Origin of the sequence: Kitasatospora sp. NPDC050543 (assembly GCF_044457565.1) — a bacterium.
Lineage (GTDB): Bacteria > Actinomycetota > Actinomycetes > Streptomycetales > Streptomycetaceae > Kitasatospora.
The window spans coordinates 102024-116366 of the sequence record NZ_JBITGZ010000002.1 but is presented as its reverse complement, the minus strand read 5'-3'; the positions used below and the strand labels follow the sequence as shown (position 1 = coordinate 116366).

General features: G+C 68.6%; 15 protein-coding genes. 5 read left to right on the top strand and 10 right to left on the bottom strand.

All coding sequences use genetic code 11. The features are described from left to right. Positions 1–135: 135 nt before the first annotated feature. The 4 genes from ACIBH3_RS02875 to ACIBH3_RS02860 are packed head-to-tail and all read right to left on the bottom strand — an operon-like array spanning position 136 to position 2193. On the bottom strand, positions 136–321 hold the full coding sequence (locus ACIBH3_RS02875) for a hypothetical protein (RefSeq protein WP_396310056.1): 186 nt from the start codon (positions 319–321) through the stop codon (positions 136–138). Continuing rightward, positions 318–1619, bottom strand: a complete 1302-nt coding sequence (locus ACIBH3_RS02870) for an FtsK/SpoIIIE domain-containing protein (RefSeq protein ID WP_396310055.1) — start codon at positions 1617–1619, stop codon at positions 318–320. Before ACIBH3_RS02870 ends, ACIBH3_RS02875 begins: the two co-directional genes overlap by 4 nt. Further along, positions 1619–1825: a hypothetical protein gene (locus tag ACIBH3_RS02865; RefSeq protein WP_396310054.1), complete on the bottom strand. Its 207-nt coding sequence runs from the start codon at positions 1823–1825 to the stop codon at positions 1619–1621. The genes ACIBH3_RS02870 and ACIBH3_RS02865 overlap by 1 nt, the downstream gene beginning before the upstream one ends. After that, a complete protein-coding gene (locus tag ACIBH3_RS02860; RefSeq protein WP_396310053.1) occupies positions 1822–2193 on the bottom strand; it encodes a hypothetical protein in 372 nt (123 codons plus the stop codon). Before ACIBH3_RS02860 ends, ACIBH3_RS02865 begins: the two co-directional genes overlap by 4 nt. Before the next feature lie 245 nt (positions 2194–2438). Here ACIBH3_RS02860 and ACIBH3_RS02855 point away from each other — a divergent pair, with 245 nt between their 5' ends. The 3 genes from ACIBH3_RS02855 to ACIBH3_RS02845 all read left to right on the top strand — a co-directional run bounded on the left by ACIBH3_RS02855 (position 2439) and on the right by ACIBH3_RS02845 (position 5124). Then, the gene (locus ACIBH3_RS02855) at positions 2439–3227 is read left to right on the top strand and encodes a GntR family transcriptional regulator (protein WP_396310052.1); all 789 of its coding nucleotides are present in this window, start codon (positions 2439–2441) and stop codon (positions 3225–3227) included. A gap of 253 nt (positions 3228–3480) precedes the next feature. Further along, positions 3481–4821: a S8 family serine peptidase gene (locus ACIBH3_RS02850; RefSeq protein ID WP_396310051.1), complete on the top strand. Its 1341-nt coding sequence runs from the start codon at positions 3481–3483 to the stop codon at positions 4819–4821. Between the two features lie 33 nt (positions 4822–4854). Next, positions 4855–5124, top strand: coding sequence for a hypothetical protein (locus tag ACIBH3_RS02845; RefSeq protein ID WP_396310050.1), 270 nt, complete (start codon positions 4855–4857; stop codon positions 5122–5124). Between the two features lie 494 nt (positions 5125–5618). Here the strand turns inward: ACIBH3_RS02845 and ACIBH3_RS02840 are convergent, their stop codons facing one another. From ACIBH3_RS02840 to ACIBH3_RS02830, 3 genes are all read right to left on the bottom strand, one after another. After that, entirely contained in the window at positions 5619–5912 is a 294-nt protein-coding gene (locus ACIBH3_RS02840) for a hypothetical protein (RefSeq protein ID WP_396310049.1), read from the bottom strand. Between the two features lie 190 nt (positions 5913–6102). Continuing rightward, positions 6103–6462, bottom strand: coding sequence for a hypothetical protein (locus ACIBH3_RS02835; RefSeq protein WP_396310048.1), 360 nt, complete (start codon positions 6460–6462; stop codon positions 6103–6105). Positions 6463–6613: 151 nt separating this feature from the next. Further along, entirely contained in the window at positions 6614–7048 is a 435-nt protein-coding gene (locus ACIBH3_RS02830) for an ATP-binding protein (RefSeq protein WP_396310346.1), read from the bottom strand. 255 nt (positions 7049–7303) lie between these two features. Here ACIBH3_RS02830 and ACIBH3_RS02825 point away from each other — a divergent pair, with 255 nt between their 5' ends. Then, positions 7304–8059: a DUF5919 domain-containing protein gene (locus ACIBH3_RS02825; RefSeq protein ID WP_396310047.1), complete on the top strand. Its 756-nt coding sequence runs from the start codon at positions 7304–7306 to the stop codon at positions 8057–8059. After that, positions 8052–8519: an NUDIX hydrolase gene (locus ACIBH3_RS02820; RefSeq protein WP_396310046.1), complete on the top strand. Its 468-nt coding sequence runs from the start codon at positions 8052–8054 to the stop codon at positions 8517–8519. Before ACIBH3_RS02825 ends, ACIBH3_RS02820 begins: the two co-directional genes overlap by 8 nt. Before the next feature lie 246 nt (positions 8520–8765). Here ACIBH3_RS02820 and ACIBH3_RS02815 read toward each other — a convergent pair whose 3' ends face one another. From ACIBH3_RS02815 to mrdA, 3 genes are all read right to left on the bottom strand, one after another. Next, positions 8766–10727, bottom strand: a complete 1962-nt coding sequence (locus ACIBH3_RS02815; protein ID WP_396310045.1) for a TIGR03960 family B12-binding radical SAM protein — start codon at positions 10725–10727, stop codon at positions 8766–8768. A gap of 144 nt (positions 10728–10871) precedes the next feature. Continuing rightward, entirely contained in the window at positions 10872–12071 is a 1200-nt protein-coding gene (locus tag ACIBH3_RS02810; RefSeq protein ID WP_396310044.1) for an FtsW/RodA/SpoVE family cell cycle protein, read from the bottom strand. After that, positions 12068–14314, bottom strand: coding sequence for a penicillin-binding protein 2 (gene mrdA, locus ACIBH3_RS02805; RefSeq protein WP_396310043.1), 2247 nt, complete (start codon positions 14312–14314; stop codon positions 12068–12070). The genes ACIBH3_RS02810 and mrdA overlap by 4 nt, the downstream gene beginning before the upstream one ends. Positions 14315–14343 lie beyond the last annotated feature (29 nt).

The window sequence follows — 14343 nt, the reverse complement described above, 5'->3', positions numbered from 1 at the left end:
CGGGCCCCGGCCGGGCGCCCGGTAAGGGGGCCGGGCCGGGGGCGGCGTGGATGCGTCTGGGGGTCCGACGGACCGGGGTTGGGCCGCCGGGGGTGGTTGGGCTGGTGGTCATGGCGATCACGTCTCTCTTGGGGGTCAGGTGGAGTGGGTGAGTCCCTGGGCGAGCCAGGTGACGACGTAGATGATCGGGTCGGCCCAGTGGATGTGGTCGAGGTAGATGCCGAGCACGCCGACCAGGACCACGTGCCAGGTGCGCAGTTCGCCGGAGCGCACCAGGAGGTAGGTGACGAGCGTCAGGAGCACGATCACGACAGCGGTCACAGGTACACGCCTTCCGTGTCGGCGGGTTGGTTCAGGCCCGGCCAGGTGGGGGCCAGGTGCGCGTACTTCTTGGCGGCGCGGCGGGCTTGTTCGGGGGTGGTGTGGATGGAGCGGGCCCGGGTCCACTGGCCGTCCTCGCTGACGGTGATCGCGACGCCCTGTTCGGCGAGGGTGATCTGTTGCGCTGCGGTGAGGGCGTCCTTGTTGAGGTCGCCGAGGGCCATCTCCGCCGTGCCCGAGTCGCTGACGCGGTGGCAGATCCGGCCGGCCAGCTGGGCGCGGAGCGCGGTCACGCCGGGGCCGAGGTCGGAGCCCACGCGCTGACCGGCGATCACCAGGTGCACCCCCAGGGCTGCGCCGAGCTGCGCCAGGCGCAGGAGGTTCGTGGAGATCTCCCCGACCTCGGCCTTCTCGTCCCGGGTGGCCATCAGGTACAGCTCCGCCACCTCGTCGACGATCACGACGATGGGGACCTTGCGGAGCTTGTCCGGGAGTTCCCAGATCGACCGGGCGCCGACCGAGCGGCACAGTGCCATCCGCGCTTCGGCCTCGGTGACGAGCTCGGCGAGCAGGTGAGCTGCCTCGGTTCGGGTGGATGCCAGGGCGGACAACCGGGACTCGAACAGGGACAGTTCCATGCCGCCCTTGAGGTCGATGCCGAACAGGGCGACCCGTTGCGGGGCCAGTTGCTTGACGAGGGCGGCGACCAGGGTGGACTTGCCGGACCGCGTCGCGCCGACGATCAGCCAGTGCGGGCACCGGCGGAAGTCGATCACCCACGCGCGGCCGTCCTCCAGCAGGCCGACCACCGCCCGCAGCAGTCGCTCCCGCAGCTGGTAGGGCACCAGGGGAGAGGCCAACGGATCCCACGCCAGCGCCGTCAGCGTGACGAAGCCCCGGGCGCCGGACACCACCCGCACCGAGTGGACCCGCCAGGCGTGCGTGATCGCTTCACCGAAGGCGATGAAGTGCTCCGGGACCTGCCCGGGGTGCAGCTTCACCGTCACGTCGAGGCCGCCCCGCTGAAGCCTCGGCATCCGAAGGCGCGGCGGCACCGGCTTGAGCGGGTCACCCTTGACGACCATGTCCCCCAGCAGGGCCCGCGCCGGACGCCGGGGCACCGCCAGACCGGTCGCGGTGGTCAGCCGCCGCCACGTGAACCAGATCCGTAACAGCGTCTGCGGGTAGCCGAGCAGGCACCACCACACGTAGGGGTAGCTGCGCCGGAGCGCCGGGGCGGCGATCAGCAGGCCGAGCACCAGGGCGAGCAGTCCCAGCCAGAGCAGCGGGATAGCCATCACGCGAGATCTCCGTTCTCAGCGGCCCAGTTGTGCGCGTCGATCTCCAAGTCGCGGGCGTAGCCGGCGGCCAGGTCGGCGAGCGTGGCGATGTGCGCGAAGAGCGGGGCGCCGTGGGAATCCGGGGCGAACGGGTCGATCTCCTCACCCACGTTGGCCAGCTCCCACAGCAAGCAACGCAGGCGCACCCGGGTCTGCCCGCTCACGCGTCACCACCCTTACGCCCGGTGGCGGCCGGAGCCGAGGAAGCAGCCGGGGCGACCGGAGCGGGGGTGATGGCGTCCGCACGGAAGGACAGGCCGTGCCGGTCGCCCATCGCCCACGAGAACGCCACCAGCCCGGTGACGCTCACCCGCACACCTTCGACGACGCCCACCGGCTCGCCCGACACGCTGATCTCGACGACCGAGGCCCGGCGGCCCTCCTGCCGCACCGCGACGCCGACCGTGTAGACCGTGTTGCCCTCCCGGTCCTTGCGCACCTCCCCGGTCTCCCGGTTGGCCATCCGCGCCTCCGGGGCAACGATGCAGGTCATCGTGCCGAGCCGGGTTCCATCCACAGGGATCGACTGCATACGAGCACACTCCTAGAGCAGGCAAAGGCCGCATGACGACAGTCGTCAAACGTACTTACCTTTGCTGCCCTGATGATGCCCTTCCTTGACGCCCAGGCGCAAGCGATTCATGCTTACGTTTAACGCATAGCGTCTGACGACAGACTCACTACACGCGGCCCGAGCTGGGCAAACGATCACTCCCGACACACACGACGACACGCAGCGGGCCACCCCGGCGCCCGCACCAAGGGGTTCGAGCAGCCATGGCGATCATCCGCAACGAGGCACTGCACAAGCAGGTAGCAGCGGCAATGAGGCAGTCCATCGCCTCCGGTGAATGGCCACCCGGCACCCAGCTGCCCACCGAAACCGACCTTGCCCAGACCTACGGCGTCTCCCGACCAACCGTCCGCCTCGCTGTCGCCGCCCTACGCAACGAAGGCCAACTGGACGTGAAGCAGGGCCGGGGCACCTTCGTCCGCGCCACCATCCACGGCCCCAGCGCCGCCATCGAGCGCACCATCACCCAGCACGGAACCCGCTACGAGACCCCCACCGACACCTGGTTCCAGGACGGCGAAGAACCGGCCGTCTACCGCACCCACACCGACGCGGTCACCGCTCCGCTGCTGGACATGGACGAGGGCGAGATGATGATCGGCGTTGATCGCCTGATCATCGACCCCGCCGCCGGCACCCGCGCACTGCACCGCCTCCTGCTGCCCATGGAACGCATCGAGGGCACCCCGCTCGCCAAGACACCCACGGTGGTCCCGGCCAAGGCGTACGCCATCCTCGCCACCGCAGGCCACGACCTGACGTGGCGGGAGCAGGTGACCGCCCGCATTCCCCAGCCCGACGAACGCGAGGCCCTGCACCTCTCCGAGGCCGCCGCGCTCCTGGTCGTCCACCGCGTCACCTGCGACCGGACCGACCATCGGGCGCTGATGCTTGAAGAGACTCGCCTCGGGGCTGAGAGCGCCGGACTCGCGTACGTCGTCGAGGTCCGGGATGTACCTGGCCGGGCGCGCCGCACCAAGGCCGTGCGATGAGCAAGCCGACCTATCTGCCCGTGGAGGCGGATCCGCCGCAGCCCGTGCCGGTCCCAGAGCGAGGGAAGCCAACCGACCGCATATCCTGATTTTGAGGACGACGGCCAAGGCCCACCCGCACAACAAGCGATGCCGACCGATGGATCGCTGGGCGCATCAGCTTGGTCTCTGTAGATGGGCTCCTCGCTCTCAATCACGATCTCCGGGCCCCGTCCAATGCCATGGCAAGGCGGGCCGATCGAGAGGGCAGACGATGAGCGGCATCAATGACTTAGCCCCGATGGCAGATGCAAGCGTCACCAGGTCTCGTAGGAACACCGGCAGGTTTCTCGTTCTGCTGGACACGGATGACATGGAACGCGGGTTGACTGCCCTGCATTCCAGGGCTGGACTCGCCTCAGCAGAGCACGTGCGAGGTATGGACGCCAGCTCCAGGGCTGAAGCGCTCAGCGGGGCAGGCACGGTCGTGCTGGACGATCTCGGCGTGGCCATCGTAGAAGCCAATCCGGACCAGCGAGGAGCCCTGAGGACTGCTGTTGCGGCGGTTCCCTCGCTACTGCGGGTTGAGCCCGAGAGGGTGCTCTACGCGGCACCAACGAACGACTACCTACGTGGCTATCAGGATGGGGTGGCTGACGCGATCTACCGCGTTACAGGCCCGATCGACGGCACCGTTGGGCAGTCGGGGCCTCAACGCGCTCAGGCCATACCTGCGCCAGAGTGGGACGAGTCCCGCGTCACCTGGGGAGTCCAGGAGGTTCTAGGGACCGAGACAAGGTACACCGGCCAGCAAGTAGGGGTTGCCGTACTCGATACCGGTGCAGATCTGAATCACCCAGATTTCTCAAGTCGGATCGCAGGCGCAGAGTCCTTCGTCCCTGAGGAAGTCGTGGACGACGGATCCCCGTCAGGACATGGAACCCATTGCGTCGGAACAGCGTGCGGCCCCAAGGTGCCGGCGGGTGGACCGCGCTACGGTGTCGCACCAGAGGTTGAAATCTATGTCGGCAAGGTCCTCAGCAACCAAGAGTGGGGCGAGGAAGGGTGGGTTCTGTCTGGGATCGACTGGGCCGTTCGCGAGAAGAACATAAAGATCGTGTCCATGTCACTCTCGCAGCCGGTTGGCCCGGACGAGGCATACTCCGTGATCTTTGAGGGAATCGCCCGGAGAGCTCTGCGGCGCGGCACGCTCATCGTGGCGGCGGCAGGTAATGAGAGCGAACGTCCTCTCCTCATCGCGCCTGTGGGACACCCGGCGAACTGTCCGTCCGTCCTTGCCGTGGGCGCCATCGCCCGCGATCGGACCATCGCGCCCTTCTCGTGTGCCGGTCTCAACCCAGACGGCGGGACGATTGACCTGGTCGCCCCTGGGGTCGATGTGCTTTCCGCCTCGGTTGGAGGCGGCTACCGCCGTCTCTCGGGCACCAGCATGGCTACGCCGCACGTTGCTGGGGTAGCCGCACTATTCTGGCAGCAGAAGGGCACCAACTGGACCGCACAAGAGATCAAGAACCTCCTAAAGAGCAACGCCCGCCCGATGGGGCTCTCTGAACCAGATGGCGGTAGCGGGCTGGTGCAAGCCCCCTTGGGGTGAGAGCATCAAGCATCGAGCAGGCAGGAGAACAACATGCGCCTCATGAAGCATGACTCGCCCCAAGTGGCTGATGACGCTGCTGTGCACGTCCTAGTGCTGCTCGATGCCGACCGCTTCCCCGAGGCGGTCAGGGCCGTGCGCTCGGCTGGCCTGAAAATCAAGTCGGAGCAGCCAAGCATTGGAACCGTCGTTGGCGTGATCGCCCAAGACCGCCTTGCCGCGCTCACCCACGTAGACGGTGTCGAAGCGGTGGAACGGGAGAAGACCTACCGACTCCCAGGGCCGGACTCGCCCCTCCAGTAGCCTCCTAAGGGATGGCGCTGGTAGACAGCGGGCCACAGTCAGCAGAATCGGCTGATCGTGGCCCGCTGTCGCATATCTTCTTCACTTGCTCAAGGGCGGCGCTTACGCGCCGCCGGGCGGCCCTTGCCGCCCCGGCCGGGCATGCGGCCTTGCGGCCGTTCCGGGCCGGGCGGCCGGGCCGCCCTGGCGCGAGCCTGCCGGAGCACGAGAGGCTAAGTGCGGCTCCGGAGCGGGCTAAGGTCCGCTGCCGCGCGGTGGCCGGGGCGGCCGCGCGGCGAGGCTTTACGCACCTTGCCGGGCCGGGGCCCGCGTCGGGCAAGGACGGGGGGCCACTCGGCCAAATTGCGGTCAGGCCCAGAAGCCTGCCCGAGATCGCGGGCCAGCTTACGGCCCCCCGACCATGCCCAACCCCAACCCCGCAAGGACACCGCCCAAAGCCTCCCCCCGCCGGCCCCGCGCCAAGCTGCCCCGACGCGACGGCGACCGACCGTCTTTCAGGCAGCCTCGCGCCGAACATGCGCCGCCAGGCACAACAGCTCTTCGAGCTTCAGCCAGCCCCCGGCCACGCCCTCCAGGCGCACCACGCCCCGGCCCTGCGCATCAGTGTCCGCGATCGCCCGCAGCTGCGACCGCTCCACCCCACACACCGCCAGCAGAGCATTCACCGCGTCCGCCGCCACGCGAGCCGCCCGCCACCCGGTCGCGTAGTCCACCCCGGGCAGCCACACCCAGGCATCCGGATCAAGGTCCGCCGCCAACTCCCCGAAGAAGTCGCCATCCCCGTACAACCGCCCTCAACTCCCCTGATCCACAAGTCAACGGGCGCCATCTGTGTACAGACATGCCGACGAGCCCGGTACCATCGGCACCGGGTTAACTCCCGCCGGACCACCCCTCACCCGCCAAGGAAACGGGGTGGTCCGGCAAGTCTTCAGTTGTGATCGCCCCGGTCAGGGCCGCTCAGACGTCACCGCCCGATCACCGCCCCACCACCGTGATCCGCAGCGGATGCTCCACCCATCGGGGTGTGTCGCCCTTCACGTCCACCAGGCGAACCATCAGCGAAAACTCACCCACGCGCTCCAGTCGCCGAGTGATCACCTCCAGCGCCAAGCCGCCAGCAAGGCAGCCCTCGACGAACTGACGGTGCTGCACAGAAAGCGGGAGAATCCGCACCACCTCCAGCAACGCCCCAACCGCCTCCGGCGCCCCCTTGAAGGACGCCGCGGGCATCACCCCATCGATCCCCGCCGTTACCTGCCGCACGGCTGGCGCGGGCACGGCCGCAGGGGCGCCAGTGCTGACCGCCCGCCCGCCGGCCACCGATGCGCCCCTCATGCCGCTACCTCACCCGTACGACGCGGGTGACGACGATGCACTGCGAGCATCCGGCCACCCACCACAACGAACCGCGCCGCCGCCGTCCGAATCCCCGCACCGCAGTAGTGGCAGCGCGCCACCTGCACCAGCACGGGGCGCTTGTCCCCTGTCATGACTTCCCTTCCACCGGCCCGATCAGAGCCCACACGAATTTCCCGACACCACCCGGACGCGGGCAGCAGCCCCACGCCGTCACCAGCGCTTCGACCAGACACAGGCCCCGCCCCGACTCGTCGTCGTCACCGGCCAGCGGCCGGATCACCGGATGCTCACTGCTCGCGTCATGTACCTCGATCCGCAGCTGATCGGTGGCGACCATCTCGAAACGCACTTCGATCAACCTGCCGGGCGGCGTTCGCGCGTGCTCCACCGCGTTGGCGACCAGCTCGGAGATCACCAACTCGCCCACTTCCAGGAGCCGTTCGTTCTTGTCGATAGTGGAGAGGAAGGCTCGCAGCCGCCCCCGCGCTGCACCCGACGACTTCCGGTGGCGCGGTAACCACGACGACTCCTCACCCACAAGGGCGGGCGGTCGTGTGAGCATCTCGGGCACGTCAAAGCCCCCTCTGAGAAAGATTGTTCGGGCGAGACGTCAGCGCGCTCCAGCTTGGGCACCCCGAGGTCACCTTCGCCATGCGAGGGGACCGCAAAGGGAACCCGCCCTCCATGGAGCAACGGGTCTCGATGACACTCCCGATACTCCACCGCACGTCAGGGCGTTCCTACCGCGTTTGCAGGACGTTTGGGACACTTCGCCGCTATGGTTCGTCCCGTCCCCCATGGGTCCAGGAGGCGAACTGTGAACCATGCTCTCCGGCGCGCGATGGCGAATGCCAAGATGACTGAAGCGCAGCTCGCAGAGGCATGCGGCGTTGACGCCAAGACCGTCAGCCGATGGATTTCCGAGTCCAGCCGTATCCCACACGCCCGCCACCGGTGGGCAGCCTGCGAGGCACTGGGAGAGGAGGAGGCTGCCGTGTGGCCCACCGCCGTGCGCTCGGCACTCAAGACAGGCCCCGACCGCGAAGTCATCCAGGTGTTCCCGTACCGGTCAGCCGCCCCGGCATCGCTGTGGCGCTCTCTGATCACCAAGGCCCAGCACGAGCTGACATTCGCGGGCTACACCAACTACTTCCTCTGGCTGGAGCAGGCCAACCTGGCGGGCGCGCTTCGCCGCAAGGCGCAGGCCGGCTGTCGGGTCAGGTTCCTGATCGGCGATCCCGACAGCCCGGTCACTCGTGCGCGCGAGGACGAGGAGGACGTTCCGCTCACCCTGTCCACGCGCATCGCAGTGACGATAAGCGAGTTGGAGCGGCTGCGCGAGGTCGGGAACATCGAAGGCCGCTTCGAAACCGGCCACGTCAACCTGTCGGTGTTCCGCTTCGACGATGAGATGATCGTCACGCCGATTCTCGCCCGCCGAGTCGGCCACGACTCACCGATGATGCATCTACGGCGCAGCCAGGCCGACGGCATGTTCGACCGCTTCGCCGATCACGTGGAAGAACTCTGGTCCCGAGGACGAAACATCTGGGAGGGAGCGCAGCATGGGTAGGCGCGACTACGAGGACGACCCGAACGCCCCGAAGCCCAACAGCCTGGTACCGGCAGCCTCCGTGGTCGTTGTGGACGAGGCCGGCCGCGTCCTGCTCCAGCGACGGACGGACAACGGCATGTGGGCCCTGCCCGGCGGAAAGATGGAACTCGGCGAGTCACTCGCCGACTGCGGCATCCGGGAGACCCGCGAAGAGACCGGCATCGATGTCGAGATCACCGGCATCGTGGGCACCTACACCAACCCCGGCCACGTGTTCGCCTACGACGACGGCGAGGTGCGCCAGGAGTTCTCCATCTGCCTGCGCGCCCGACCGATCGGCGGCACGGTCCGTGTGTCCGACGAGTCCCACGAGGTGGCCTGGTTCGACCCGGGCGAGATGGATGGCCTTCCCATGGTGCCTAGCATCCGCAAGCGGATTAACGACTGGCGTTCCGGGGCAGGCCCGGCAATCCGGTAGGCCGCCGAACCTCAACAGTGGAGCCCTCGCCCGAGCATCGGGGAGGGCTCCACTGTTTCGCGATCAGGGTGTCAGACCCACTCGATCTCGCTCACGATGCCCGGAGCGGTCCGACGGGCGGGCAGAGGGGTCCTCTGCTTTGCCTGCCGGACCTCATCGCGAGGACCCGTCTGCAGTGCTGACAAGACCGCCGACCGGTCGTGATCAGTCGCGCCGGCAAGAATTTGCCCTAACTTTGCCAGAGCCTCACCCATGCGAGTGAGCGGCATTTGCGCTGGTCGCGGTGTTGACCACGGCCAACGGCAGCAGCTTCTTGCCCGTGGGGCCGATTTGTATGGCCGTATCCATCTGCGGGCACACGCCGCAGTCGAAGCACGGGGTCCAGCGGCAGTCGTCGACCTCGACCTCCTCCAGCGCGTCCTGCCAGTCCTCCCAGAGCCAGTCCTTGTCGAGGCCGCTGTCCAGGTGGTCCCAGGGCAGCACCTCCTCGTAGGTGCGCTCGCGGGTGGTGTACCAGTCGACGTCGACGCCGGTGCCGGCCAGGCCCTTCTCGGCGGAGGCCATCCAGCGGTCGAAGGAGAAGTGCTCGCGCCAGCCGTCGAAGCGGCCGCCGTCCTCGTACACCGCCCGGATGACGGCGCCGATCCGGCGGTCGCCGCGCGAGAGCAGGCCCTCGACGATGCCGGGCTTGCCGTCGTGGTAGCGGTAGCCGATGTTCTTGCCGTACTTGCGGTCGCCGCGGATGGAGTCCCGCAGCTTGGCGAGGCGGGCGTCGGTGGCCTCGGCGGACAGCTGCGGGGCCCACTGGAACGGGGTGTGCGGCTTGGGCACGAACCCGCCGATGGAGACGGTGCAGCGGATGTCGTTCTGGCCGGTGACCTCGCGGCCCTTCTGGATGACGTTCTTCGCCATCTCGCCGATCTGGAGCACGTCCTCGTCGGTCTCGGTGGGCAGGCCGCACATGAAGTACAGCTTCACCTGGCGCCAGCCGTTGCCGTAGGCGGTGGCGACGGTGCGGATCAGGTCCTCCTCCGACACCATCTTGTTGATCACCTTGCGGATGCGCTCACTGCCGCCCTCGGGGGCGAAGGTGAGGCCCGAGCGGCGGCCGTTGCGGGTCAGCTCGTTGGCGAGGTCGATGTTGAAGGCGTCGACCCGGGTGGAGGGCAGCGACAGGCCGATCTTGTCCTCGGTGTAGCGGTCGGCCAGGCCCTTGGCGATGTCGCCGATCTCGGTGTGGTCGGCGGAGGACAGCGAGAGCAGGCCGACCTCCTCGAAGCCGGTGGCCTTCAGCCCGCGCTCGACCATCTCGCCGATGCCGGTGATGCTTCGCTCCCGCACGGGGCGCGTGATCATGCCGGCCTGGCAGAAGCGGCAGCCCCGGGTGCAGCCGCGGAAGATCTCCACGGACATCCGCTCGTGCACCGTCTCGGCGAGCGGCACCAGCGGCTGCTTGGGGTAGGGCCACTCGTCGAGGTCCATCACCGTGTGCTTGGAGACCCGCCACGGCACACCGGGGGCGTTCGGGACGACGCGCGCGATCCGGCCGTCGGCCAGGTATTCGACGTCGTAGAACCGCGGCACGTACACCCCGCCGGTCCGCGCCAGGCGCAGCAGCACCTCGTCGCGGCCGCCGGGCCGGCCCTCGGCCTTCCAGGTCCGGACGATCTCGGTGATGTCGAGCACGGCCTGCTCGCCGTCACCGACGACCGCGCAGTCGATGAAGTCCGCGATCGGCTCCGGGTTGAACGCCGCGTGGCCGCCGGCCAGCACGATCGGGTCGTCGATCGTGCGGTCGCGGGACTCCAGCGGGATGCCCGCGAGGTCCAGCGCGGTGAGCATGTTGGTGTAGCCGAGCTCGGTGGAGAAGCTCAGGCCGAAGACGTCGAACGCCTTCACCGGGCGGTGCGCGTCCACGGTGAACTGCGGCACGTGGTGCTCACGCATCAGTGCTTCGAGGTCCGGCCAGACGCTGTAGGTGCGCTCGGCCAGCACCCCCTCGCGCTCGTTGAGCACCTCGTAGAGGATCATGACGCCCTGGTTGGGCAGGCCCACCTCATAGGCGTCGGGGTACATCAGGGCCCAGCGGACGTCGCAGGCGTCCCAGTCCTTGACGGTCGAGTTGAGCTCGCCGCCGACGTACTGGATCGGCTTCTGGACGTGCGGGAGGAGGGCCTCCAGGCGTGGGAAGACCGATTCGACAGTCATGTACTAGGAACCCTTACGACGATGAGGTGCGGGGAGGGGGTGACCCTCAAGGGTAGCCGAACGGCGGCGGCTCCCGGCTCCTCGCACCGGTGGCCCGGGCGGCGGTGGACGCCGGCCGGGCCACGGGAGAGTCGCGGCGCTCGCTCAGCCCGCTATCGGGCGCTGACCGTGGACGGCCTGGGTGAGGCCGACCGCGATCCAGACGGCGAACATCGACGATCCGCCGTAGGAGACGAACGGGAGCGGGATGCCCGCGACCGGCATGATGCCCAGGCACATCCCGACGTTCTCGAAGGCCTGGAACGCGAACCAGGTCACCACGCCGCCGACCACGATCGTGCCGTACAGGTCGGTGGCGTGCCGGGCGATCCGGCACGCGCGCCAGAGGATCACCCCGATCAGCAGCAGTATCGCGGTGGCGCCGAGGAAGCCGAGCTCCTCGCCGGCCACCGTGAAGACGAAGTCGGTCTGCTGCTCGGGGACGAACTGGCCGGTGGTCTGGGTCCCGTGGAAGAGACCCTTGCCGGTCAGCCCGCCGGAGCCGATGGCGATCCGGGCCTGCGCGGTGTTGTAGCCGACACCGGACGGGTCCAGCGCCGGGTTGGCGAAGGCCGCGAAGCGGTCGATCTGGTACTTGCTCAGCACGCCCAGCTTCCAGATCGCCACGCAGCCGCCCACGCCGGCCAGCAGCAGCCCGACGATCCAGCGGTTGGCGGCGCCGGAGGCGAGCAGGATGCCCAGCACGACGACGGCCATCACCATCACCGAGCCGGCGTCCGGCATCAGCATCACGACGGCCATCGGGATGGTGGCCGCCACCAGGCCCTGGAAGACGGCCCGGTTGGAGGGGATCTCCCGCTCGCCCGCGTCCACCTGGGCGGAGACGATGACGGCCATGCCGAGCACGATGGCCAGCTTGGCGAACTCGGCCGGCTGGATGGAGAAGCCGCCGCCGAACTGGATCCAGGAGTGCTGCCCGTTGATGGTGGAGCCGAGCGGGCTGAGGGTGGCCACCAGCATCAGCATCACGGCGACGTAGACGAAGGGCACCAGGGTGCGGAACCGGCGGCTCCCTATCCCGATGACCACCGCACAGAGCACCAGACCGATCATCAGATTGGTGAGGTGGCGGAACAGGAAGTACTGCGGGTCCCCGTGGGTGAGCTGGTCCCGCCCGCGGGTGGCCGACCAGACCAGCAGCGAGCTGCCCAGCGACAGTGCCAGCGCGGCCAGTATCAGTATCCAGTCGAGCCGGCGCAGCGGGGAGTCCTTGGCCAGTGCCTTGGACACCGCCCCGCGCTGCGGGGAGAGCCGCACCTGACGGTACGAGCCGTAGGAGGTCATGCCCGGCCCCTTCCGGTACTGCCGTTCCACGTGCCGCGGTTGGGTTCGAGGGCCGCGCCGGCCGCCGTGTACAGCGCCGAGGCGGGGCCGGCCGGCTGCGCCGGGTCCAGGAAGGTGCCCGGTGCGGCCGGGAAGGCGGCCTGCTTGATGATCGCGGTGCCGTCCGGGTTGAACTTGGGCAGCTCGGCCTGCGGCTTGGGCAGCACGGCCTTGCCGGTGTCGATGTTGCCCTTGTCGTCCACGCCGTACAGGGCCTGGTAGATGCGCCGGATCGCGTCGCCGGAGCCGCCGGAGCCGGTGCCGCCCTGGCTTATCGTCATCACGACCGCGTAGTCGGCGCTGTAGGTGGTCAGCCAGGAGGTGGTCTGCTTGTCCTGCACCTCGGCGGTGCCGGTCTTGGCGTGCAGTTCGATCTTGCCCTGCGGCCAGCCCGCGCCGGTGAACTTCCAGGCGGCGGTGCCGCCGGTGACGACGCCGGCGGTGGCCTGGTCGATGTAGCTCAGCAGCTTCTGGTCGCCGGGGAACTTGGCGTCCTCGTGCGGGGCGATCTCGCGGACGAGATCCCCGCTCGGGCTTATCACCGCCTTGGCGACGGTCGGCCGGTAGAAGGTGCCGCCGTTGGCCAGCGCCGCGTAGATCCGGGCCATCTGGATCGGGGTGACCAGGGTGTCGCCCTGCCCGATCGCGAAGTTGACCGAGTCACCGGCGCGCATCTGGTAGCCGTCCTGGCAGTTCTCCCGGGCGATCTGGTCGGAGTAGCTGTTGCCGCCCTTGGCCGCCTGGGCGCACCAGGCGTCCTTGTTGTTGTCGTAGAAGGACTGCTTCCACTGCCGGTCCGGCACCCGGCCGGTGACCTCGCTGGGCAGGTCGATGCCGGTCTTGGCGCCGAGGCCGAACTGGTGGGCGGTCTTGTAGAACCAGTCGCCCGGGTCCTTCTTCGGCTTGATGCCGCCGTCCTTCATCCACTGGTCGTACGCCAGGCCGTAGAAGACGGTGTCGCAGGAGATCTCCAGCGCCTTCTCCAGCGAGATCGAGCCGAAGCTCTCCGCTTCGAAGTTCTTGAACTCACGGCCGCCGATGGTCAGGCTGGTCGGGCAGGGGTACTTCCCGTCCAGCGGGTAGCCGGCCTGCACGGCGGCGGTGGTGGAGATCACCTTGAAGGTCGAACCGGGGGCGGACTGACCCTGTATGGCCCGGTTGAGCAGCGGGAAGTTTGATTCCTTGGTGGTCAGGTTCTGGTAGTCCTTGCCCGTGATGCCGCCCACCCAGAGGTTGGGGTCGTAGGTGGGGGCGCTGGCCATCGCCACGATCCGCCCGGTGTGTACGTCCATCACGACGGCGGCGCCGGAGTCGGCCTCGTAGTTGCGGTTGGTCACCTTGTCGAAGGTCTTGCGGGCGTCGGACATGGCCTGCGCCAGGTTGTCCTCGACCACCTTCTGCACCCGCGCGTCGATGCTGGTCACCAGGTTGTTGCCGGGCTGGGCGGGGACGGCGCCGGCGGTGCCGATGACCCGGCCGAGGTTGTCCACCTCCAGCTTGGTGACACCGGTGGTGCCGCGCAGGTCCCGGTCGTACACCGACTCCAGGCCCGCCCGGCCGATCTGGTCGGAGGGCAGGTAGCGGTCCAGTCCGGTCTTGTCGACGGTCTTGCTGACCTCGTCGTCGGTGACGGGCGAGAGGTAGCCGAGCACCTGGGCGGCGTTGGCGCCCTCGACCCCGGTGTAGTGCCGGATCGCGGTGGGCTGCGCAGTCACGCCGGGGAAGTCCTCGCGGCGTTCCATTATCTGCATCGCCTGCTGGGTGGTGGCGTCCTTGGTGACCGGGATCGGCTGGTAGGGCGAGCCGTTCCAGCAGGGCTGCGGCGTCTTGGCGTCGCAGAGCCTGACCTTCTCCTGGACGTCCTTGGCCGGCATGCCGAGCACCTCGGCGAGCCTGCTCAGGACGGCCTTGCCCTGGTCCTTCTGCTGCATCAGCGCGGTCCGGCTGACCGAGACGACCAGCTTGGTCTCGTTGCCGGCCAGGATCCGCCCCGCGGCGTCCAGGATCTCCCCGCGCACGGCCGGTTCGACCACCTCGCGGATGTGGTTGCCGGTCGCCTTGGCGGTGTACTCGCTGGCGCTGCGGATCTGCAGGTACCACAGCCGCCCGCCGAGAGTGGCGAGCAGCGACAGCACGAGGATCTGCAGCACCACCAGACGGATCGTCACCCGCCGGGTGCGGCCGGTCTCGGGGATGTTGCTCACGTCGCGTGTGCTCCAGAGTGCGGGTTAAC